Raw genomic sequence first — 21,683 nt, forward strand, 5'->3', positions numbered from 1 at the left:
TTCTACCGTTGTAGCCCGACCGGCTCCGACGCCACCACCAGATCTCCCTCGGAGGACAACTGATGCCACTCTTCTTCGGCCCCGCCGCCGGCAATGGCTCCTTCGACGAGTTCCTCGCCCGCTACCTGCAGGGCCAGGGCGCTCGCCGGCCTGGACGCCCCATCGACATGACCAGGCTCGTGAGCCGCGGGACCCAGACGGTCCTCACTGCCGCCGGCCGCTACGCCCGGGAGCACGGCCACCGCGAAGTGGATGCCCTGCACCTGCTGCGCGCCCTGACCGAGACGGAGCAGGTCGCCGCGATGATCGCGCACGCCGGCGCTGACCCGGCCGAGATCGCCGCCTCCGCCGAGGAGCGGCTGCCCGGCACGGTGGGCGGCGACCTGAACGAGGCCGACGGGATGCCCTCGCTCACCACGAGCGCCCAGCACGCGTTCCTGGACGCCTACAAGGTGGCCCGCTCGGTCGGCTCGACCTACATCGACCCCGAGCACCTCTTCCTCGCCCTCGTGCTCAACTCGGACGCCGCCTCGGGCCAGATCCTCGCGGCCGCCGGGGTCACCCCGCAGTCGCTGCAGGACGGCGAGTCCTCCCCTGCCGCCGCGGACCCCGCTGACGACGCCGGCCCCTCGCCGCGCGCTGCCAAGCGCCCGCTGCGTGCCACGGCCGCCCAGAAGGGACGCCGCAAGAAGGACTCGATGCTCGAGCAGTTCGGCACGGACCTGACGGCCCTGGCCCGCGAGGGACGGCTGGACCCCGTGATCGGCCGCGCCGCCGAGATCGAGCAGGCCATCGAGATCCTGGCCCGCCGGACCAAGAACAACCCCGTGCTCATCGGGGAGGCCGGCGTGGGCAAGACCGCGATCGTCGAGGGCCTCGCCCAGGCCGTCGCGGCCGGGGACGTCCCGGCCCAGATCGCCGGTACGACCGTCATCTCCCTCGACCTGCCCGCGATGCTCGCCGGCACCCGCTACCGGGGCGACTTCGAGGAGCGCCTGACCAAGACCATGGACGAGATCGCCGAGGACGGGAACATCATCGCGTTCGTCGACGAGATCCACACCGTGGTCGGCGCCGGGGGCGGCGGCGAGGGCGGCATGGATGCCGGGAACATCCTCAAGTCCCGGCTCGCCCGCGGCGAGCTGCACCTCGTGGGGGCGACCACCCTCGACGAGTACCGCAAGATCGAGAAGGACCCCGCCCTCGAGCGCAGGTTCCAGCCGGTCACGGTCGGCGAGCCGAGCGTCGAGGACGCCGTCGCGATCCTCGAGGGGCTCAAGGACCGCTACGAGGAGCACCACGGCGTCACCTACGCCGAGGACGCGATCCGCGCGGCGGTCGAGCTCTCACACCGCTACATCACGGACCGGCACCTGCCCGACAAGGCGATCGACCTCATCGACCAGGCCGGGGCACGCCTGAGCCTGGCCCGCGGCCCGCGCGTGGACCTCGAGGCCCTCGGGGCCCGGGTCGCCGAGCTGACAGCGCAGAAGGAGGCCGCCATCGCCCGGGAGGCCTACGAGGAGGCCTCCCGGCTGCGGGACGAGATCGACGCCATCGCCGCCACCATCGAGGCCGAGGCCACCGGGACGCCCCTGGCCGCCACCGCGGAAGGCGGTGACGCGGGCGGAAGCCGGCCGGACGCCGTCGTGCGCGAGGCGGACATCGCCGCGGTCGTGGCCCGCGCCACCGGCATCCCCGCGGCCCGCCTCACCGAGGGCGAGCGGGAACGGCTCGCACGCCTCGAGGACGAGCTCCACGAGCGCGTCGTGGGGCAGGAGGACGCGGTCACGGTGATCGCCAAGTCGGTCCGGCGCAACCGCACCGGCCTCGGCGACGCCAACCGCCCCGTGGGCAGCTTCCTGTTCCTCGGCCCGACCGGCGTGGGCAAGACCGAGCTCGCCAAGACGCTCGCGGCGTCCCTGTTCGGCGACGAGTCCGCCATGGTGCGCTTCGACATGAGCGAGTTCGGCGAGCGGCACACCATCTCGCGGCTCGTCGGCGCCCCTCCGGGGTACGTCGGCTACTCGGAGGCCGGGCAGCTGACGGAGCGCGTCCGCCGGCACCCCTACTCCGTGGTGCTCCTGGACGAGGTCGAGAAGGCCCACCCGGACGTGTTCAACCTGCTCCTGCAGGTCCTCGACGACGGGCGGCTCACCGACGGCCAGGGCCACACGGTGGACTTCCGCAACACCGTGGTGATCATGACCAGCAACCTCGGCTCCGAGTTCCTCGCGACCCGCGGCGCGGCGCTGGGCTTCGCGGCCGGCGGCGCCGAGGGCGGGCCCTCCGAGACCGAGCTGCGCGCCCGGGTCATGGGCCGCCTGCGCGAGACCATGCGGCCGGAGTTCCTCAACCGCATCGACGAGATCGTGCTGTTCCGCAAGCTCACCCGCGAGCAGCTGCACGACATCGTCCGCCTGCAGCTGCGGGGCACCGAGGCGCGCCTCGCGGCGCAGGGCATCGCCCTGGCCGTGGACGAGGCCGCGGTGGACTGGATCGCCGACCGCGGCTACGAGCCCGAGTTCGGCGCCCGCCCGTTGCGGCGCGTGATCCAGCGTGAGCTCGAGGACCGGGTTGCGGACCTGCTCGTCACCGGGGCGGTCGCCGACGGCGGCCGGGTCACCGTGGGCGTGTCGGGTTCCGCGCCGGACGGCGGGGCGCCGTTCGGTGACAGCGCGCACGACGGCGCGGTGCTCACCGTCCGCGCGGACGTCCCCGACCTCGCCGGGGCGGCCCCCGCCGCCTGACGGTGAGGGGTCATGTCCCCGCGTTGAGGGGTCAGGTCTCAAGAGGACCTGACCCCTCATCGCTGTGTTCTGACCCCTCAAGGCAGGGACATGACCCCTCAACTGTCACAGGGGGTCGACGCGGCCCCGGGTGCCGTCGACCCTGACCCGCTGCCCGTCCTGCAGCACGGACGTGCCGTGCCCCGTCGCCATGACCGCCGGCACCCCGTACTCCCGCGCGACGATCGCGGCGTGGGACCCGAGGCCGCCAGTGTCCACGACCACGGCCACCGCCCGGGCGAACAGCGGCGTCCACGAGGGGTTCGTGCTGGGGCAGACCAGCACCTCGCCGGCCCGCAGCGAAGCGAAGGCCTCGGGCCCGGGCACCACCCGCACCGGGCCCTCCGCGACCCCGCCGCTCGCTGGCGTCCCCGTGAGCAGGGCACCGCCCGTGGCGGCGCCACCGGCCGGGGCGAAGAGGCCCGGGTCGAGCATCGGCACGCCCCCGTACTCCCGCCTCAGCCGCGCCCTGCGGGCGGCGAGGCCGCGCACCCGGGCGGCCTCGGCGTCGTCCATCACCACCGGATCCGTGAGGGCTTCCAGCTCCTCGAAGCGGAGGTGGAAGACGTCCTCAGGAGCGGCGAGGGCGCCCACCTCGGTGAGGCGGCGGCCCAGCTCGAGGAACGTGTGGCGCAGCGGGGGCAGCACCCGGCAGGCCTGGAAGTGGGTGTCCTCGCGGAACGCGATCCCACGGCGGCAGGCCCCGACCACCGCCCGCGCAGCCTCCGCAGCGCGCCGCGGCCGCAGGAGCGGGTGCGCGAGGAGCTCCGCGAGGGCCCCCGCGGCTCGGTCCGGCGGCGGGGCACCCGGCGGCGCCGCCGCAAGGGAGAGCAGGATCGCGGCGACGGGAGTGGGGTCGTCGCGCCAGGTGGGCGCCGTCGCCAGGAGCACGCTGACGGACTCGCGGTGCCCGTACTCGGCGAGGAAAGCGTCCAGCTCCGCCGCGAAGCCGGCGAACTCCGGGCGGTCCCGGACGGCGCGGAGGAACCCGGCGGCGCCGAGCACGGCCGCCGCGTGGGCCAGTTCCGGATCGGCGCGGACGACGCCGGCGAGCGCCTCGAGCGCGTCGTTGCCGTCTCGCGTCCGGGTCCTCTCGCCCGCGACGAGCGGCGACGCGAGCTGGCCGAGCCCGAGGGCAGCGAGCAGGAGCCGCAGCGGGGCGAAGGGGACGAAGGCCGAGGGCAGATAGCGCACCCGGATCCGGGCGATCGGCTCGAGCGCGGCGTTGCAGCGGTCGACGCGCCGCACGAGGGCCGGCCAGGGCAGCGCCGCGGGGTCCTCGGCCTCGAGTCGGGCGATGGCGGAGTCGAACTCGGCCAGGAGCGGGTCCGAGGTCCACCGCCGGACGTCGTACCGGCGCATCCTGCGGGCCACGGAGAGCGGCGCGCCGACCATGAGCAGGCTCGGCCTGGGCCGTGGCGGGACGAGCTGGAGCGGAACGCCGTCGCGCTCCCGGATCACCTGCCCGAGCGGCGGGAAGCGGACCCCGACGCTGCCGGCCATGAGGTGCAGCATCGGCAGCACGCCGCGTGCGAGCCATCCGGTGACGTCCAGAGGATGCGGCCGGACGGCGAACATCTCGAGGAAGAAGGGGCCCACCGTCCGCTGGACGCGGTCCAGTTCCGGCGGCTCGGGCGGGAGGGCCGTCATGGGGCGTGCCTGGACGAGGCTGATCCGCCCCTCTGCGAGCGCCCACTCGATGTCCTGCGGCGTCTCCTCCCCAGCGAGGCCGGTGAAGTGGCGCTCGGCCCTGACTGCGAGGGCGGCCAGCTGTGCGGCCGCGGCGTCGGAGAGGACGCGGGGCGCGCCCTCGTACCGTGGTGCGACGGAACGCACGGCGCCGTCGCGCCCGAGGACCAGGTGCTCTGGGGTGGCCTCGCCCGAGACGACCGCGTCCCCGAGGCCTGGGGCCGCGTCCACCACGAGCTCATCGCGGCGCCCCGTGAGCGGATTGGCCGTGAACAGCACCCCGGCAGCCTGGGCCGGGACCATGCGCTGGACCACGACGGCGATCGCGACCTCGCGCTCGTCGATGTCCTGGCGCTTCCGGTAGTCCACCGCGCGGTCGGTCCAGAGGGAGGCCCAGCAGCGGCGCACCGCGTCGAGTACGTCGTCGGCGCCGGCGATGTCCAAGAAGGTGTCCTGCTGCCCGGCGAACGCGGCGCCGGGCAGGTCCTCCGCCGTCGCGCTGGACCGGACGGCCACGCGCGTCCCCTCGGGGCCGAGGTCCGTCAGTGCCGCCGCGATCTCGTGCCGGGCAGCGGAGTCGAGGGGCGTGCGGGTCAGGAGGTCGCGGGCGCGGGCGGGATCTGCCGCGGCCGCCGCTGGGTCGAGCCCGGCCGCGGCGGCGTGGGCGCGGTAGGCCTCCGTCGTCACGGCGAAGCCGGCCGGGACCGGGAGCCCGGCGGCCATCAGCTCTCCGAGGTTTGCGCCCTTCCCGCCGACCGCGGGCAGGTCCCCGGCGCCCACCGAGGCGAGGGGAAGGACCAGAGGTGAGACGGCGCCGTCGTCCATCACTTCAACGTACCGCCGCATCCCCCGGACCGGGAGGGCAGCAGCAGGAGGTGGGCCTCAGAAAAGGGGTGGGAGGGCTGCCCCGTGTGCAGCGGGGCAGCCCTCCCGAAAGACCGGCGCCGTCTAAACCGCCGGGGTCATGGCCGTCTCAGGCGAGACGGGTCTTGAGGGAGTCGAGCTCGGCCGTGATGCTCTTCGGCAGCGAGCCGCCGAACCGGTCGAACCAGTCCTCGAGGCCGGGGAGCTCGTTGAGCCACTCGTCGCGGTCGAAGCGGACGGCCTCCTCGACCTCGGCCTCGGTCATGTCGAGGCCGGAGAGGTCCAGGCTGGACGGCGTCGGCACGAAGCCGATCGGCGTCTCTTCCGCGTCCGCCGCGCCCTCGATGCGCTCGATGGCCCACTTGAGGACGCGGCTGTTGTCGCCGAATCCGGGCCATGCGAAGCCGCCGTCCCTCGTGCGGCGGAACCAGTTCACGAGGAAGATCTTGGGCAGCTTCTCGGGGTTGGCCTTGGCGGAGACCCGCACCCAGTGGGCGAGGTAGTCGCCGGCGTCGTAGCCGATGAACGGCAGCATTGCCATGGGGTCGCGGCGCACGACGCCGACGGCGCCGGCGGCGGCTGCCGTGGTCTCCGAGGAGAGCGTGGCGCCGTAGAAGATGCCCTGGGCCCAGCTGCGGGACTGCGTCACGAGCGGCACGGTGGTCTTGCGGCGGCCGCCGAACAGGATCGCGTTGACCTCGACGCCGTCCGGGGCGAAGTACTCCGGGGCGAGCATGTCGATCTGGTCGATCGGGGTGCAGAACCGGGAGTTCGGGTGCGCGGCCGGCCGGTCGGCGTCCGGGGTCCAGTCGTTGCCCTGCCAGTCCGTGAGGTGGCGGGGGACCTCCTCGGTCATGCCCTCCCACCACACGCCGCCGTCGTCGGTGAGGGCCACGTTGGTGAAGATGCTGTTGCCCTTGGCGATGGCGCGCATCGCGTTCGGGTTGGTGCCCCAGCCGGTGCCGGGGGCCACGCCGAACAGGCCGGCCTCGGGGTTGACCGCGCGGAGCTCGCCGTTCTTGCCGAAGCGCATCCAGGTGATGTCGTCGCCGAGGGTCTCGACCTTCCAGCCCTCGATGGTGGGGTCGAGGAGCGCGAGGTTGGTCTTGCCGCACGCGGACGGGAACGCCGCGGCGACGTTGTAGACCTTGTTCTCGGGGCTCGTGAGCTTGAGGATGAGCATGTGCTCGGCGAGCCAGCCTTCGTCGCGCGCCATGACGGAGGCGATGCGCAGGGCGTAGCACTTCTTGCCGAGCAGGGCGTTGCCGCCGTAGCCCGAGCCGTAGGACCAGATGGAGCGCTCCTCGGGGAAGTGCACGATCCACTTCTCCGGGTTGCACGGCCACGGCACGTCCTCCTGGCCCTCCTCGAGCGGGGCGCCGACGGAGTGCAGGGCCGGCACGAAGAACGCGCGGGTCTCCTCGATCTTCTGCAGCACGTCGGTGCCGATGCGGGCCATGATGCGCATCGAGGCCACGACGTAGGCGGAGTCGGTGATCTCGACGCCGAACTTGGGGTCCTCGGCGTCGAGGTGGCCCATGACGAACGGGATGACGTACATGGTGCGGCCGCGCATGGAGCCGTCGAAGAGGCCCGTGAGCTTCTCCTTCATGGCGTCCGGGTCCATCCAGTTGTTGGTGAAGCCGGCGTCGCGCTCGTTGCGCGAGCAGATGAAGGTCTGCTCCTCGACGCGGGCCACGTCCGCGGGGTCGGAGAAGGCCGCGAAGGAGTTGGGGAACAGCTCGGGGTTCAGCCGGGTGAGGGTTCCAGCGGCGACGAGCTCGTCGGTCAGCTGCCGGTACTCCGCCTCGGAGCCGTCAACCCAGTGGATGCGGTCGGGCCTCGTCAGTTCGGCGATGTCCTCGACCCAGGAGAGCAGGGGCTCGTACGTGGTGGGGGCTTCCGCGAGCAGCGGCAGACGAGTTTCGCCCATGTCGGTCTCCTTCGGTGGGGTCGGCGTGTCCTTCAATGCTAGGGAAGGTGGTCTGTACCACCCGGGGCGAAAGTCCCTGATTTGAGAGCATGGCTTCCGAAAATCGCGTGTTTCCGGGGATAAACAGCGAGATCAATCCCGGTTAAGTGATGAAGGTCACGTAGACCGGTCTAGCAAATATGGCTTCACGTGGCGGTGGCGACTGCCACACCCGGGCAATTTGGAGTTGGCGGGGTGTTCGCGTAAAGTTATTCGAGGCCGAACGGGGTGGGAGCACACCGAACGGCAACGCAAGCGCCCATAGCTCAGCTGGATAGAGCGTCTGTCTACGGAACAGAAGGCCGGGGGTTCGAATCCCTCTGGGCGCACACACGAAGGACCCGGTCATCGCGACCGGGTCCTTCTTCCGTTTCAGGTACGCATCTCGCCGGCGCAGCTCCGCCCTCGTTCACTGTCCCAGTGCGTTCACTCCCCCAGTGCGCGGCGCAACGCGCCGTGGAGCCCGTCGGCGGCCCGGCGGGTGATCGCGGCCTCGCGCACCGCGGTGAACCCGTGGAAGGCGCCCGGCCAGCAGTGCAGTTCGACCGAGACCCCTGCCGCCAGGAGGCCGACCGCGTAGGCGAGCCCCTCGTCCCGCAGCGGATCCAGTTCGTTGACCGTGAGGTACGCGGGCGGAAGGCCAGCGAAGTCGCGGGCCCGGGCGGGGGCGGCGTACTGGTCCGCAGGGCGTCCCGCGAGATAGTGCTGCCAGCTCCGCCGGGCGTTGTCGTAGAACCACACGGGCGTGTCCGTGCCCTCGAGCATCGAGCGCGTCTGGAGCCGGTCATCGACGTCCGGCTCGAGAAGGGCCTGGAAGGCCAGCGGGGGCCCGCCGTGGTCCCGCGCGTGCAGGGCGAGCGCTGCGGCGAGGCCGCCGCCCGCCGAGTCTCCGACCACAGCGAGCCTGCCCGGGTCGGCCCCGAGCCTGCCGGCCCCCTCGTGCAGCCAGCGCAGCGCGAGGACCACGTCGTCGAGTCCGGCCGGGTACGGGTGCTCGGGCGCCAGCCGGTAGTCCACGCTCGCCACCACGGCGCCCACGGCGGCCGCCATCTCGGACGCGACGCCGTCGTCATAGCGCGCCGCACCGGTGCAGAATCCCCCGCCGTGGAGGTAGAGCACCCCTGGGAGCGCGGCGCGGCCGCGCGCGGCGCGCCCGGCCTTACCAAGCCGGGGCGCACCCGGGCCCTGCGTGGGCGTGAAGACGCGGATCTCGAGGCCCGTGCCGTCGGCGCGCACGGCACGGTGGACAGTCAAGGCCACCCCGTCGGCGAGCACGGGCGGCCGCGCGGCATACTCGCGCTCGGCGGTGCTGCGCGCCCGGGGGAGGTCGGAGAACCCGTAGACGGGAAGGCCGGGGAGCGCCGCGGCGAGCTCGCGGTCCATGCCGATGCGGCGCCCGCTATGCGTGGCGATACTCGGCGAGCCGGCCGCGGATCCCGTCGAAGTGCCGGTTGAGCAGCTCCGACGCCGCGGCCTTGTCGCCGTCACGCACGGCCTCGAAGATCGATCGGTGCATCGCGGCCGTCTCGATCAGGTTGGCCTTCTCGGGGCCCACCTCGAGGTGGATCTTGCGGTAGACCTTCCAGAAGACGCCCATGAGGTTCAGGAGCAGCTCGTTGTCGAGCGGCTCGAACAGGCACCGGTGGAACCGTGCGTCGGCGTCCATGAAGCTCTCGCCGCGTGCGGCGGCGGCCTCCATGTCGGACACCGCGGCCTCGATGCGCGCGAGCTGGGCCTCGGTCATGGCGTCCATCGAGCTGCCGACGAGCCCGGACTCGAGCGCCTGGCGCACGTCGACGAGTTCGAGGGCCTCGTGCCCCTCGTGGCGCAGCGAGAGCCGCCCGTGGAAGGAGAGGCTGTCGGCGAGCGCATTGAAGCTGCTCGGCGCGACGAACATGCCGAACCCGTGGCGGATCTCTATCACGCCCAGCGCCTGCAGCACCTTGAGCGACTCCCGCAGGGTGTTGCGGCCCACGCCGAGCGAGGCGGCGAGCTCGCTCTCGGTGGGGAGCGGGTCACCGGCCTCGAGGCCGCGCTCGAGGATGAGGTCCATGATGTCCGCCTGGAGCGCCCGCAGGCGCGTCTGGGCACTGAATCTGGCCGCCGGTGCGGCGCTGCTCGTGGCCATGGGCTTCTCCCCGTAGTGTCAGGTCTGCAGCGGACCGTGTGTCCGTGCTTACGCCTGATGATATCGGATGTCCCACGTCTTGTCGCACACCGCTCCGGGCAGCGCCGCACGCGGCCGGGGCTTTCTTGACGCCCCCTGTGACCGCCCTTACAGTGGACCCTGACTTCGGACATCCCACATCCGATATTCTCGTGGTCCGGAGTCCACAGGCATCCGAAACGAACGGTGAGGCACAATGAAGAACCCCATCACGAACCTGCCGCTGGTCAGCGACTCCAGCCGCCGCTCCTTCCTCAAGCTCAGCGGCGTGCTGGGCACGGCGGCTGCGATCTCGGCGTCGATCGCCGCGTGCTCGCCCGCGAGCCAGACCTCGAGCGGGACCTCGTCCTCGGGCGCCTCGGCGGACCCCACCAAGGAACTCGTCGCCGGCATCTCGTTCGCGCTCTCCACCGGCTTCGACCCCGGCACTGCCTCCGGCGCGACCCCGGTGGCCGCGAACAACCACATCTTCGAAGGCCTCGTGGACCTCCACCCGGCCACCCGGAAGCCGTACCTCGCGCTCGCGGCCTCGGAGCCGAAGAAGGTCAGCGACACCTCGTGGGAGGTCGAGCTCAAGCAGGGCGCCACCTTCCATGACGGCTCGCCCGTCACCGTGGACGACGCCGTGTGGTCCTTCAAGCGCATCCTCGACCCCGCGCTCAAGTCGCTCTTCGCGGGCTTCCTGCCGTTCGTCAAGGACGTGGCGAAGAAGGACGACAAGACGGTCGCCTTCACGCTCAAGACGCCCTTTGCCGAGTTCGCCCAGCGCATCGCCGTGGTCAAGATCGTGCCCAAGGCCCTCACGGACAGCCCGGCCAAGGCCAAGGCCTTCGATGCCAAGCCTGTGGGCTCCGGCCCCTACAAGTTCGTCTCCGCCACCGCGAGCGACAAGATCGTGTTCGCGAAGTTCGACGGCTACAAGGGCCAGTACCCTGCCCGCGCCAACTCCATGACCTGGCTCCTCATCTCCGACGGCACGGCGCGGGTGAACTCGATCCCCTCGCGCACCCAGGCCGTCGAGGACGTGCCCTACCTCGACGTCGACTCGCTCAAGAGCCGCGCGACCGTGCAGGCCGTGCAGTCCTTCGGCCAGCTGTTCCTCATGTTCAACTGCGCCAAGGCGCCGTTCTCGGACAAGCGCGTCCGCCAGGCGCTGCACTATGCGCTGGACACGGAGAGCATCATCAAGAAGGCCCTCCTCGGCAACGCCAAGGCCGCGACCTCCTACTTCCAGGAGGGGCACCCGGACTACACGAAGGCCTCGACCCAGTACACCTACGACCCCGGCAAGGCCAAGCAGCTCCTGCAGGAGGCCGGCGTCTCGAACCTCTCCCTGCGCGTGACCTCGACCCAGAACTCGTGGATCGACCCGATCATGCCGCTCGTGAAGGAGAACTGGGACGCGGTCGGCGTCACGACGACCCTCGACATCGTCCCCTCCTCGACGGTGTACAGCAACCAGCGCGCCGACGGCGGCGACTACGACGTGGTGTGCGCCTCCGGCGACCCGAGCGTGTTCGGCAACGACGGGGACCTGCTCCTGAGCTGGTTCTACCGGCCCGGCACGTGGATGAAGACCCGCGCGCGCTGGGACGGCGCGCCCGAGTTCGGCCAGGTCCAGACCCTCCTGGACCAGGCAGCGCGGTCCGACGCCGCCAAGGCCAAGGACCTCCACGCCCAGGTGGTCGACATCATCGCGGAGCAGGCCCCCCTCTACTCGGTCTTCCACCGCCAGCTCCCCACCGCATGGGACGAGAAGCAGCTGCTCGACTTCCAGCCGCTCCCCACCACCGGCGTCTCCTTCATCGGAGTCGGCCACAAGTAGCCGAGCGCACGCCGGGCGGACGACGGCGGGTTCCCCACCGCCGTCGTCCGCTCCCCCTTCTAGATCTGGAGCCTGAGAAACCGTGAGTACGCTGACGCGACTGCTGGGGCGGCGCCTCGCCGCCCTGCCGTTCATGCTGCTGGGGGTCACCATCCTGGTGTTCCTCGTGCTGCAGGTCGCCCCGGGCGACCGTGCCACCTTTGTCCTCGGACCCGACGCGAGCGAGGCCGCGAAGGCGGCCTGGCGGCACGACCACGGGCTTGACCAGCCCCTCGTCGTGCAGTTCTTCGCGTATCTGGCCAAGCTTGTGACCTTCGACTTCGGCGTCACGAACCCGCCCGAGGAGCCCGTCGGGGCGAAGATCGCCGCGGCGTTCCCCATCACCCTCGAGCTGACCTTCCTCGGCGTGCTCATCGCCGTGGCGCTGGCCCTCGTCCTCGGCATCCTCGGCGCCCTCTACCGCGACCGCTGGCCGGACCAGCTCATCCGCATCTTCTCCATCGCGGCCATCGCGACCCCGTCCTTCTGGCTCGGCATCCTGCTCATCCAGTGGTTCGCGCTCCCGGCGGGCTCGCTGTTCCCGGTCGGCGGCCTCGCGTGGGCGGACCAGTACGGGTTCGTCGGCTGGCTCTACTCGATGGCGCTGCCCTCCCTCGCGCTCGGCCTGCCCGTGGCCGCGTCGCTCATCCGCGTGGTGCGCACCTCGATGGTCGAGGAGCTGGACAAGGACTACGTCCGCACCGCGATCGGCAACGGCGTGCCGTACCGGACGGTCGTGGCCAGGAACGTGCTGCGCAACGCCCTCGTGACCCCGGTGACGGTCCTCGGCCTGCGCATCGGCTACCTGCTCGGCGGCGCGATCGTGATCGAGGCGATCTTCGACCTGCACGGCATGGGCCAGCTCATCATCAGCGGCCTCGCCGGCAAGGACGTCAACCTCGTGGCCGGCGGCGTGATCACGATCGCCGCGACCTTCGTCCTCGTCAACATCGTGGTCGACCTGCTGTACCTGCTCATCAACCCGCGGATCCGGACGGTCTGAGACATGAACACTCCACGCACCGCAGCCCTCGGCCCGCGCGCGGGCCTCGCCGAGCGCCTCGCCACCGGTGGCGCCCGCTTCCGGGCCATGCCCCTGGGCTCCAAGATCTCCCTCGGCTTCCTCGTCCTCATCGTCCTCGTGGCGGCCTTCGGCCCGATGCTCGCCCCCTATGGGGAGAACGAGTCCTTCATCCCGAAGACGGCGCCGGGCCCCGAGCACTTCTTCGGCACCGACCTCGGCGGCCGCGACGTCTTCACCCGGCTCCTCTACGGCGCGCGCGTCTCGATCATCATCGGCCTCGGCGCTGTGGCCCTCGCCGTCGTCATCGGCGCGGTCCTCGGCGCGGTCGCGGCCACGAGCCGCAAGTGGGCCGACGAGACGGCCATGCGCATCCTCGACGTCGTCATGGCGTTCCCCGGCATCGCGCTCGCCGCGGCGCTCATGTTCGCGCTCTCCGGCGGCGCCCTGGGCCTGTTCGGCTCGACCGTGCCCGTGATCATCCTCTCGATCGCGATCGTCTACTCCCCACAGCTGGCCCGCGTCGTCCGCGCCAACGTGCTCGCCCAGTACGGGGAGGACTACGTCCGCGCCGAGCGCGTGATCGGCGCGGGCCGGTTCTACATCCTCACGAGGCACATCGTCCGCAACACGGCAGCGCCCGTGCTCGTGTTCGCCACCGTCATGGTCGCGGACGCGATCATCCTCGAGGCCTCGCTCTCCTTCCTCGGCGCCGGCGTGCAGCAGCCCGCGGCCTCGTGGGGCAACGTCATGAGCGACGGCCGGCAGCTCGTCTTCGCCGGCGGCTGGTGGCCCACCACCTTCGGCGGCATCACGATCCTGCTCACCGTCCTCGCGCTGAACATCCTCGCCGAGGGCCTCACGGACGCGATGGTGAATCCTCGCCTCCGCCGCGCCCCGCGGGTGAAGGACGACGACGGCTCGGCGGCCAGCGTCGCCGGCGCGGCCGTCGAGGGGCTCGCCGCCGGGAGGCCTGCGCCCGCCGACGCCGCCGGCGAGCTCGGCACGGGGGCGATCGGCGCCGTCGGGCGCCTCGACGCGGACCCGACCGCCCTGCTGGACCTCGAGCTGGCCAAGCTCGCCGAGGCCGAGGCCGGCCGCACCGACCGCCTCCCGCAGGTCGCCCCGGGCGCGAAGACCGTCCTGACGGTCGAGGACCTCTCCATCCGGTTCCCCTCCCGCTACGGCGACGTGCCGCTCGTCGACGGGGTCTCGTTCACCGTCCGCGAGGGCGAGACGATGGCGCTCGTCGGCGAGTCCGGCTGCGGCAAGTCGATCACCTCGCTCGCCGTCATGGGCCTCCAGGCGCCCACCGCCGTGCTCTCCGGCTCGATCCGCTTCGAGGGCCGGGAGCTGCTGACCAACAGCCCCAAGGAGCGGAGCAGGCGCTACGAGGGCCTGCGCGGGGAGCAGATCGCCATGATCTACCAGGACTCCCTCAGCGCGCTGAACCCGTCCATGCTCATCAAGGACCAGTTGGAGCAGCTCACGCGCCGCAACGGCCGCAAGACCCCGCGCGAGCTCCTCGAGCTCGTCAGGCTGAACCCGAACCGCACGCTGCGCTCGTACCCGCACGATCTCTCCGGCGGCCAGCGGCAGCGCGTCGTGATCGCGATGGCCCTCTCCCGCTCGCCCAAGATCGTGGTCGCGGACGAGCGCTGGACGTCACCGTGCAGAAGCAGGTCATCGAGCTGCTCAACGAGCTGCGCGAGCAGCTGGGCTTCGCGATGGTGTTCGTCAGCCACGACCTCGCCCTCGTCGCAGAGCTCGCCCACCGCGTCACGGTCATGTACGCGGGCCAGGTGGTCGAGACCGCCCGGACCTCGGACCTGCTGCGCAACCCGCGGCACGAGTACACGCGCGGCCTGCTCGGCTCCGTGCTCTCGATCGAGGCGGACGCCCCGCGGCTGCACCAGATCAGGGGCACCGTCCCCTCGCCGCGCGACTTCGCCCCCGGCGACCGGTTCGCCGAACGGTCCCTGCGCCCGGACGCCGATCCGCGCCAGCGCCTCGCCTTCGTCCCGGTCGAGGGCGAGGCCGAGCACTACTGGGCCAGCCACGAGGCCCCGGCCCGCACCATCGATCTCGTCACGGAGGCGGCCCAGTGAACCAGGCCCAGCCCAGCACCCCGGTCCTCGAGCTGCGGGACCTCGAGGTCCACCACCGCGCCCGCGGCGGCTCCCTGTTCCGGCCCACGATCGTCAAGGCGGTCGACGGCGTCGACTTCTCCGTGCGCCGTGGGGAGACCGTCGGCATCGTGGGCGAGTCCGGCTCCGGCAAGTCCACCCTCGCCAACGTGCTCGTCGGCCTCCAGGAGCCCACCGCCGGCACGTTCCTGTTCCGGGGCAGGGCCGTCAAGCGCCTCGACGGGCGGGCCCGCCGCGAGTTCGGGCGGACCGTCTCGGTCGTGTTCCAGGATCCCGCCACCGCGCTGAACCCGCGCATGACGATCCAGGACATCCTCCTCGACCCGCTCGTGGTCCACGGGATCGGCACCGAGGCGGCCCGCCTGGCCCGGGTGAAGGAACTGCTCTCCCTCGTCGGACTGCCGCAGTCCGCCGCGGAGGTCACGCCGTCGAACGTCTCGGGCGGCCAGCGCCAGCGCGTCGCGATCGCCCGGGCGCTCGCCCTCGAGCCGGAGATCATCATCGCGGACGAGCCCACGAGCGCCCTCGACGTCTCGGTCCGCGCCCAGGTGCTGAACCTCCTCAACGACCTCAAGCGGCAGCTCGGCCTCGGCATGGTGTTCATCAGCCACGACATCCAGACCGTCCGGTACGTCTCCGACCGCATCTGCGTGGTCTACAAGGGCCGGATCGTCGAGGAGGGCTCCGCCGCCGAGGTCTTCGACTCCGCCACCAACGACTACACGCGCAAGCTCCTCGGCGCCGCGCCGAGCCTGCTGCACGCGTCCTGAGCCCCGCTTTCCCCCACCGAGTACACAACCTTTGGAGTTTTCTGTGCCTGCCACCTTCCACGGCGTCATTCCCCCGGTCGTCACCCCGCGCCACGCGGACGGCACCCTCGACACCGACTCGCTCAAGAACGTGGTCAAGCACCTCGTCGACGGCGGCGTCACGGGCCTGTTCGTCCTCGGCTCCTCCGGCGAGGTGCCCTACATGACCGACGCCGAGCGGGAGCTCGCCGTCCGCACGATCGCCGAGGCCAACGCCGGCGCCGTGCCGCTCGTGGTCGGCGCGAACGAGCAGACCACCCACCGCGTGATCGACGAGGCCAAGAAGATGGTGGACCTCGGCGCCGACGCGCTCGTGGTCACCTCGATGTACTACGCGATCGGCGACGCCGCGGAGACCGAGACCCACTTCCGCGCGATCCACGAGGCCGTCGCGACCCCGATCTTCGCCTACGACGTCCCGGTGCGCACGCACTTCAAGCTCCCCGCCGACGTCCTGGTGCGGCTCGCCAAGGACGGCGTCATCGCCGGCGTGAAGGACTCCTCGGGCGACGACGTGACCTTCCGCCAGCTCCTCCTGGCCACCCGCGGCCTGCCCGGCTTCTCCGTCTTCACGGGCCACGAGGTCGTGGTGGACGGCGCGCTCCTGGGCGGCGCGGCCGGCGTCGTGCCCGGCCTCGGCAACGTGGACCCGGCCGGCTACCGCCGCCTCTACGACCTCGCCCAGGCCGGCGACTGGGCCGGCGCGGCCGCCGAGCAGGACCGCCTCGCGCGCCTGTTCGAGATCGTCTATGCCCCGGGCGGCCGGGTCTCCGGCGGCGCCTCGGGCCTCGGCGCGTTCAAGACCGCCCTGCAGCTCATGGGCATCATCGAGTCGAACACGATGAGCGTGCCGATGCCCTCGCTCAACGAGGCCGAGGCGGAGACCATCCGCGGCATCCTCGTCGAGACGGGCCTGCTCTGAACCACGTCTCCAGGGAGGGCAACGGCGTGAGGCACGCGATCGGCGTCGACCTCGGCGGGACCAAGACCGCCGCGGGGCTCGTCACGGACAGCGGCGAGGTGCTGTTCTCCGAGACCATCCCGACCCTGAACCGCTCCGGCGGCGAGGCGATCCTCGACGCGGCCGCCCGGCTCGTCCGCCGCGTCCTCGACCGGGCCGCGGCGGAGGGGCTGGAGGCCGCCGGCATCGGGGTCGGCTCCGCTGGCGTCGTCAACGCCGCGCGCGGGGTCGTCGTCTCCGCGACGGACGCGATCCTCGGCTGGGCCGGCACCGACCTCGCCGGCGGCCTCGCCGCCCGGACCGGGCTGCGCACCGCCGTCGTCAACGACGTCCACGCCCACGCCCTCGGCGAGGCATGGCGCGGGGCCGCCGCGGCGACGTCGTCCTCGCTCCTCCTCGCGTTCGGCACGGGGGTGGGCGGCAGCTTCGTGGTCGACGGGCGGCCGCTGCTCGGCCACCGCTGGGTTGGCGGGCATGTGGGGCACCTCGCCTCCCCCTACGCACACGACGCCGGGGGCTCGCCCCTGCAGTGCGTGTGCGGTTCCGCGGGGCACGTCGAGGTGGTCGCCTCCGGGCCGGCCCTGCACGCCGGATACCTCCGGCGCGGCGGCGATCCCACCGCGCCGGACGCCCGCGCCGTCGTCGCCCGCGCGCAGGACGGCGACCCCGTGGCCCACGCGGCCGTGACCGTCGCCGCGCGGGCAGCCGGCCAGTGCGCGGGCGGGCTCGCGAACGCCCTCGACCCCGAGGTGATCGTGGTCTCGGGCGGCCTCGCCGGCGCCGGGCCCCTGTGGTGGGAGGCCATGGAGGCCGCGTTCCGCGCCGAGCTCATGCCGCCCCTGGCCGGGATGCCGCTCGTGCCCGCGGCCCTCGGCGGCGCCGCCGCCCTCGTCGGCGCCGCGAGCCTCGTCCTGTCCCCCACCCCCTCTTGGAAGGCGCCCCAGTGATCCTCACGCCCGAAGCCCTCGAATCCCTGCGCGGCCGGCTCATCGTCTCGTGCCAGGCCTACCCCGGCGAGCCCCTGCGCGAGCCGCGCATCACCGCGGCCATGGCGGCGTCGGTGGTGCGCGGCGGGGCGGCGGCCGTCCGCGTCCAGGGCATCGCGGACGTGCAGTTCGCGCGCACCGCCGTCGAGGCGCCCGTGATCGGGCTGTGGAAGGACGGCCATGAGGGCGTGTACATCACCCCGACGCTGCGGCATGCGCTGGCAGTCGCCGCGGCGGGGGCCCACGTCGTCGCGATCGACGGCACGCGCCGGCCCCGCCCGGACGGGCTCTCGCTGGCCGAGACCGTCGCCGGGGTCCACGCCGAGTCCCACGCCCTCGTCATGGCGGACTGCGGGTCGCTCGACGACGCGCTCGCCGCCGCCGACGCCGGGGCCGACCTGATCGGGACCACCCTTGCGGGCTACACCGGGGAGCGGCCCACGACCGACGGCCCGGACCTCGAGCTGCTCGCCGCCATCGCGGCCGCGGACCTCGGCCGGCCGCTCATCGGCGAGGGCAGGCTGCGCACGCCGGCCCAGGCACGGGCCGCGCTCGATGCGGGGGCGTTCGCCGTCGTCGTCGGCACCGCCATCACGCACCCGGCCACGATCACGGGCTGGTTCCGCGACGCCCTCGCCTGACCCCGCCCGCGCCCCTCCTGAGACGTTGGGGCGCCGGCGGCGGAGGGGTCCCGTAGCATGCTGGGGTGGACACCGAGTACGACGTCATTGTGATCGGCGGCGGCGCGGCCGGCGAGAACGCCGCGGACCGCGCAGTCAAGGGGGGCCTCACGGCGGCCATCGTGGAGCGCAGCCTCCTCGGCGGCGCCTGCTCCTACTGGGCCTGCGAACCGTCCAAGGCGCTCCTGCGCCCCGGCACCGCCCTCAACGCCGCCCGCCGGGTCCCCGGAGCCCGGGAGGCGGTCACCGGCAGCCTCGACGTCCGCGCGGTCCTCGCCCACCGCGACGAGGCCTCGAGCAACTGGGACGACTCCTCGCAGGTCGAGTGGGCCGAGGGCGCCGGCATCACCCTCATCCGCGGGACGGCCCGCCTCACGGGCGCCAAGCGGCTGTGGGTGACCGGCGACGACGGCAGCCACTTCGCGCTCACGGCGCGCCACGCCGTCGTGCTCGCGACCGGTTCGGTGCCCTCCATCCCCAAGATCCCCGGACTGGCCGGGGTCCACCCCTGGACCACCCCCGACGCGACGAGCGCCCAGGAGATCCCCGAGAGCCTCGCGGTGGTCGGCGCGGGCGTGGCGGGCGCCGAGCTCGCGCAGGCCTTCGCGCGGCTCGGCTCGAAGGTCACGGTCCTCGCACGCGGGTCGTTCCTGAGCGCGTTCCCGGAGGACGCCCGCAACCTCGTCGCCGACGGGCTGCGCGCGGACGGCGTGGAGATCCTCGAGGGGGTCAGCCCCGAGCGCGCCGAGCTGACGGACGACGGCGCCGCGCGGCTCACGCTGCCGGGCGGCCGCGAGCTCGTGGCCGAGCGGGTCCTCGTCGCCGCCGGCCGCCGCGCGGCGCTCGACGGGCTCGGCCTGCCGGCCTTCGGGATCGAGCCGCCGTCGCTCAAGGTCGACGAGTCCGGCCGCGTCCAGGGGCTCTCGTGGCTGTACGCGGTGGGCGACTGCTCCGGGGGCCCCAAGCTCACCCATCAGGGCAAGTACCAGGCCCGCATCACGGGAGACGCGATCGGGGCCCGCGCCCGGGGCGAGCTCGGGGGCGCCGCCCCGGGCGCGTGGAGCCGCTGGGCCCGCACCGCGGACGTCCTCGCGGTGCCGCACGTGGTGTTCACCGACCCGGAGGTCGCCTCGGTGGGCCTGACCGAGGAGGACGCGTGGGAGGCCGGCATCCGCGTGCGCCCCGTCGAGCTGCCGATCTCGGTGGCCGGCGCATGGCAGCATGCGGAGGGCTACGAGGGCTGGGCCCAGTTCCTCGTGGACGAGGACACGCGCACGCTCGTCGGCGCATGCTTCGCCGGGCCCGACGTGGCCGAGCTCCTGCACGCTGCGACGATCGCCATTGTGGGCGAGGTCCCGCTCGAGCGGCTCTGGCACGCCACCCCCGCGTTCCCGACGGTCAGCGAGGTGTGGCTGCGGTTCCTCGAGGCCTACGGCCTCTGACCCGGGGCCGGGACCGTCAGGCCCTCGGGAAGGAGCGCCGCCCCGAGCGGGACGGCGGCCGTCAGAACTGGCTGTGGGCCGCGGTGGCAGGGTCGCCGCCGATGCGCTCGCCCGTCTCGAGCGCGCTGATCGCCTCGACCTCGGCGGCGCTGAGCGTCAGCGCCGCGGCGGCCAGGTTCTCGGCCATCCGCTCCCGCGTCGCCGTCTTCGGGATGACGATGGTGCCCTGGGCGAGGTGCCACGCGAGCACCGCCTGCGCCGGGGTGGCTCCGTGCGCGGCCGCGGCATCCCGCACCGCCTCGGCGTCGAGGTCTGCCCCCTGGCCGAGCGGGCTGTAGGCCTCCACGGCGATGCCCCGCGAGCGGCACAGGTCCGCGAGCGCGCGCTGCTGGAAGGTGGGGTGGAGCTCGATCTGGTTCAGCGCCGGGGTCACGGTCGCTTCCGCGAGGAGCGTGTCGAGGTGCTCCGCGAGGAAGTTCGAGACCCCCACAGCCCGCACCAGGCCCTGGGCGTAGACCTCCTCGAGCTGGCCCCACGCCGCGGTGTACAGGCCCTGCGAGGGGACCGGCCAGTGGATGAGGTAGAGGTCCAGGTAGTCCAGGCCGAGGGCCGAGCGGCTGTCCTCGAATGCCTCCCGGGCCCTGCCCTGGTCGCCGTTGCGCAGCTTCGTGGTGATGAACAGCTCCTCGCGCGGGATCCCGGACGCGGCGAGGGCGGCCCCCACACCGGCCTCGTTCCGATAGGCGGCGGCGGTGTCGATGTGCCGGTACCCGGCCTCGAGCGCCTCCTCGACCACGCGCTGGGTCTCCTCAGGGGGCACCTGGAAGACGCCGAAGCCCAGCTGCGGGATCTCGACGCCGTTGTTCAGCGCCACGGTGGGGATGGAGCTCTGCGGTGCAGGGGACATGTGGTCTCCTCCTTCTCTGGTGGGTGGTCCTGCTCTGGCCTCTGGCTCGGCTGCTGCTACAGGGCCCGCTCCCGGGGCTCCACGGCCCAGGCGAGCCGGTGGAGCGCGGTGGCGAGCCGGGCGCGGACGGCGGCGGTCCGGCGGCCGAGGTCCCCGCGGTCGTCCACGACGGGGGCGTCCGGCAGGGCGCTGCGCGCCTCGTGGTGGCGGAGGGGCATGACGAGGGCATAGGCGATCGACGCCGAGTGGTCCATGGTCCTTCTTCTGCGAGGGTGGGGGCGTCGGCCTGCCCGCGCGGGGCCGGCCTCCGCCCCGGTGCGGTACGCGTTCCACGCTAAGGGGGCCGGCACGCCCTTGTCATCGCGCGAGCGGTGCCCTGTGCTTCCTAGGAGTGGCAGGCCTACCCTCAGCCCGCGCTGGCCGTGGAACCGCGGCGCGCTCCCGGCCAGAATGGACCCCATGGGTCAGAGCGCGGAATTCGGTCGGTTCCTCAGGGCAATGCGCGGGCGGCTCTCGCCGCAGGAGGCGGGACTCCCGGCGGCGGGCGGCCGGCGGGTCCCCGGCCTGCGCCGGGAGGAGATCGCGCTCATGGCGGGCGTCAGCACCGACTACTACACCCGGCTCGAACAGGGGCGCAACATCCACCCCTCCCGCTCGGTCCTGGACGCGGTGGCGCGCGCCCTGCGCCTCGACGAGGGCGAGCGCGCGCACATGGTGGACCTGCTCGAGCACTGCGCCCTCTCCCAGCGGGCGCCCCTGCCGCCGGAGACCGTGCGCCCCGCGCTCCGCCAGCTGCTGGCCTCCGTGGGCAGCGTGCCGGCGCTCGTGCTGGGACGCCGCACGGACGTCCTCGCCGGGAACCGGCTGGCCTTCCTGCTCCTGGCGGACTTCCCGGCCATGCCGGTGGCCGAGCGCAACCTCACCCGCTGGATGATCCTGGACCCGGCCGCGCGCGAGCTCTTCAGGGACTGGCACACGGTCGCGGCGGAGGCCGCGGGGGCCCTGCGCGTGGACATCGGGCGGCATCCCAATGATCCGCAGGCGAACCAGCTCGTGGGCGACCTGGCCGTGCACAGCGAGGAGTTCAGGCAGTGGTGGGCCGGCCACCGGGTGGTCACGACGCACGCCGGGACACTCCGCCTGCGCCACCCGGTGGTGGGGGACCTCGAGCTGGCCTTCGAGGACCTCGCCCCGCGGCACGACCCGGACCAGACCCTGCGGGTCTTCACCGCCGCCCCGGGTTCGGCCTCGGCGGACTCCCTCGCGCTGCTCGGCAGCTTCGGCGCCGAGGGCTTCGGCGAGAAGACGTCCGACGGCGCCGACCGGCCCGCCGCTCCCCGCATTCCCTGAGCGCCGGGACCGTGAGGAGGGGCGGACGGAGCGCC

General features: G+C 73.0%; 15 protein-coding genes, 1 tRNA gene and 1 pseudogene. 11 read left to right on the forward strand and 6 right to left on the reverse strand.

Features of this window, described 5'->3' with window-relative positions; translation table 11 throughout:
* Nucleotides 1–62: 62 nt before the first annotated feature.
* Nucleotides 63–2,750 (forward strand): ATP-dependent Clp protease ATP-binding subunit, encoded by a 2,688-nt coding sequence (locus tag J2W21_RS00885; protein ID WP_307112624.1) that lies wholly within the window; start codon nt 63–65, stop codon nt 2,748–2,750.
* A gap of 105 nt (nt 2,751–2,855) precedes the next feature.
* Here the strand turns inward: J2W21_RS00885 and J2W21_RS00890 are convergent, their stop codons facing one another.
* Nucleotides 2,856–5,303 carry a PEP/pyruvate-binding domain-containing protein gene (locus J2W21_RS00890; protein ID WP_307112625.1) on the reverse strand — a complete coding sequence of 816 codons (2,448 nt, stop codon included), beginning with the start codon at nt 5,301–5,303 and terminating at the stop codon, nt 2,856–2,858.
* Nucleotides 5,304–5,451: 148 nt separating this feature from the next.
* The gene (locus J2W21_RS00895; protein WP_307112626.1) at nt 5,452–7,275 is read right to left on the reverse strand and encodes a phosphoenolpyruvate carboxykinase (GTP); all 1,824 of its coding nucleotides are present in this window, start codon (nt 7,273–7,275) and stop codon (nt 5,452–5,454) included.
* A 294-nt stretch (nt 7,276–7,569) separates the two neighbouring features.
* Here J2W21_RS00895 and J2W21_RS00900 point away from each other — a divergent pair.
* Nucleotides 7,570–7,643, forward strand: a tRNA-Arg gene (locus tag J2W21_RS00900).
* A 97-nt stretch (nt 7,644–7,740) separates the two neighbouring features.
* Here J2W21_RS00900 and J2W21_RS00905 read toward each other — a convergent pair.
* Nucleotides 7,741–8,697 (reverse strand): alpha/beta hydrolase, encoded by a 957-nt coding sequence (locus tag J2W21_RS00905; RefSeq protein ID WP_307112627.1) that lies wholly within the window; start codon nt 8,695–8,697, stop codon nt 7,741–7,743.
* Nucleotides 8,698–8,713: 16 nt separating this feature from the next.
* On the reverse strand, nt 8,714–9,442 hold the full coding sequence (locus J2W21_RS00910; RefSeq protein ID WP_307112628.1) for a FadR/GntR family transcriptional regulator: 729 nt from the start codon (nt 9,440–9,442) through the stop codon (nt 8,714–8,716).
* Between the two features lie 235 nt (nt 9,443–9,677).
* Between J2W21_RS00910 and J2W21_RS00915 the strand changes: the two genes are divergently transcribed.
* From J2W21_RS00915 to J2W21_RS00950, 8 genes and pseudogenes are all read left to right on the forward strand, one after another.
* Entirely contained in the window at nt 9,678–11,306 is a 1,629-nt protein-coding gene (locus tag J2W21_RS00915; protein WP_307112629.1) for an ABC transporter substrate-binding protein, read from the forward strand.
* An 82-nt stretch (nt 11,307–11,388) separates the two neighbouring features.
* Nucleotides 11,389–12,348: an ABC transporter permease gene (locus J2W21_RS00920; RefSeq protein WP_307112630.1), complete on the forward strand. Its 960-nt coding sequence runs from the start codon at nt 11,389–11,391 to the stop codon at nt 12,346–12,348.
* A gap of 3 nt (nt 12,349–12,351) precedes the next feature.
* Nucleotides 12,352–14,474 (forward strand): annotated as a pseudogene (locus tag J2W21_RS00925) (dipeptide/oligopeptide/nickel ABC transporter permease/ATP-binding protein).
* On the forward strand, nt 14,471–15,283 hold the full coding sequence (locus J2W21_RS00930; RefSeq protein ID WP_307112631.1) for an ATP-binding cassette domain-containing protein: 813 nt from the start codon (nt 14,471–14,473) through the stop codon (nt 15,281–15,283). Before J2W21_RS00925 ends, J2W21_RS00930 begins: the two are co-directional and overlap by 4 nt.
* Nucleotides 15,284–15,326: 43 nt before the next feature.
* A complete protein-coding gene (locus J2W21_RS00935) occupies nt 15,327–16,244 on the forward strand; it encodes a dihydrodipicolinate synthase family protein (protein ID WP_307112632.1) in 918 nt (305 codons plus the stop codon).
* A 26-nt stretch (nt 16,245–16,270) separates the two neighbouring features.
* The gene (locus tag J2W21_RS00940; RefSeq protein ID WP_307112633.1) at nt 16,271–17,230 is read left to right on the forward strand and encodes an ROK family protein; all 960 of its coding nucleotides are present in this window, start codon (nt 16,271–16,273) and stop codon (nt 17,228–17,230) included.
* Nucleotides 17,227–17,910 carry an N-acetylmannosamine-6-phosphate 2-epimerase gene (locus J2W21_RS00945; protein ID WP_307112634.1) on the forward strand — a complete coding sequence of 228 codons (684 nt, stop codon included), beginning with the start codon at nt 17,227–17,229 and terminating at the stop codon, nt 17,908–17,910. The genes J2W21_RS00940 and J2W21_RS00945 overlap by 4 nt, the downstream gene beginning before the upstream one ends.
* A gap of 65 nt (nt 17,911–17,975) precedes the next feature.
* Nucleotides 17,976–19,391, forward strand: coding sequence for a dihydrolipoyl dehydrogenase family protein (locus J2W21_RS00950; protein WP_307112635.1), 1,416 nt, complete (start codon nt 17,976–17,978; stop codon nt 19,389–19,391).
* Between the two features lie 61 nt (nt 19,392–19,452).
* Here J2W21_RS00950 and J2W21_RS00955 read toward each other — a convergent pair whose 3' ends face one another.
* Nucleotides 19,453–20,298 carry an aldo/keto reductase gene (locus tag J2W21_RS00955; protein ID WP_307112636.1) on the reverse strand — a complete coding sequence of 282 codons (846 nt, stop codon included), beginning with the start codon at nt 20,296–20,298 and terminating at the stop codon, nt 19,453–19,455.
* A gap of 56 nt (nt 20,299–20,354) precedes the next feature.
* On the reverse strand, nt 20,355–20,552 hold the full coding sequence (locus tag J2W21_RS00960) for a hypothetical protein (protein ID WP_307112637.1): 198 nt from the start codon (nt 20,550–20,552) through the stop codon (nt 20,355–20,357).
* Between the two features lie 205 nt (nt 20,553–20,757).
* Here J2W21_RS00960 and J2W21_RS00965 point away from each other — a divergent pair, with 205 nt between their 5' ends.
* On the forward strand, nt 20,758–21,648 hold the full coding sequence (locus J2W21_RS00965; protein WP_307112638.1) for a helix-turn-helix transcriptional regulator: 891 nt from the start codon (nt 20,758–20,760) through the stop codon (nt 21,646–21,648).
* The last annotated feature ends 35 nt before the right edge of the window (nt 21,649–21,683 follow it).

Source organism: Sinomonas atrocyanea, from assembly GCF_030811715.1.
Classification (GTDB): Bacteria; Actinomycetota; Actinomycetes; order Actinomycetales; family Micrococcaceae; genus Sinomonas; species Sinomonas atrocyanea_A.

What these genes read in the sequence shown, in the direction of transcription:
- J2W21_RS00885 (WP_307112624.1), top strand. Translation starts at nt 63, where the DNA reads ATGCCACTCTTCTTCGGCCCCGCCGCCGGCAATGGCTCCTTCGACGAG.
- J2W21_RS00890 (WP_307112625.1), bottom strand. Translation starts at nt 5,303, where the DNA reads ATGGACGACGGCGCCGTCTCACCTCTGGTCCTTCCCCTCGCCTCGGTG.
- J2W21_RS00895 (WP_307112626.1), bottom strand. Translation starts at nt 7,275, where the DNA reads ATGGGCGAAACTCGTCTGCCGCTGCTCGCGGAAGCCCCCACCACGTAC.
- J2W21_RS00905 (WP_307112627.1), bottom strand. Translation starts at nt 8,697, where the DNA reads ATGGACCGCGAGCTCGCCGCGGCGCTCCCCGGCCTTCCCGTCTACGGG.
- J2W21_RS00910 (WP_307112628.1), bottom strand. Translation starts at nt 9,442, where the DNA reads ATGGCCACGAGCAGCGCCGCACCGGCGGCCAGATTCAGTGCCCAGACG.
- J2W21_RS00915 (WP_307112629.1), top strand. Translation starts at nt 9,678, where the DNA reads ATGAAGAACCCCATCACGAACCTGCCGCTGGTCAGCGACTCCAGCCGC.
- J2W21_RS00955 (WP_307112636.1), bottom strand. Translation starts at nt 20,298, where the DNA reads ATGTCCCCTGCACCGCAGAGCTCCATCCCCACCGTGGCGCTGAACAAC.
- J2W21_RS00960 (WP_307112637.1), bottom strand. Translation starts at nt 20,552, where the DNA reads ATGGACCACTCGGCGTCGATCGCCTATGCCCTCGTCATGCCCCTCCGC.
- J2W21_RS00965 (WP_307112638.1), top strand. Translation starts at nt 20,758, where the DNA reads ATGGGTCAGAGCGCGGAATTCGGTCGGTTCCTCAGGGCAATGCGCGGG.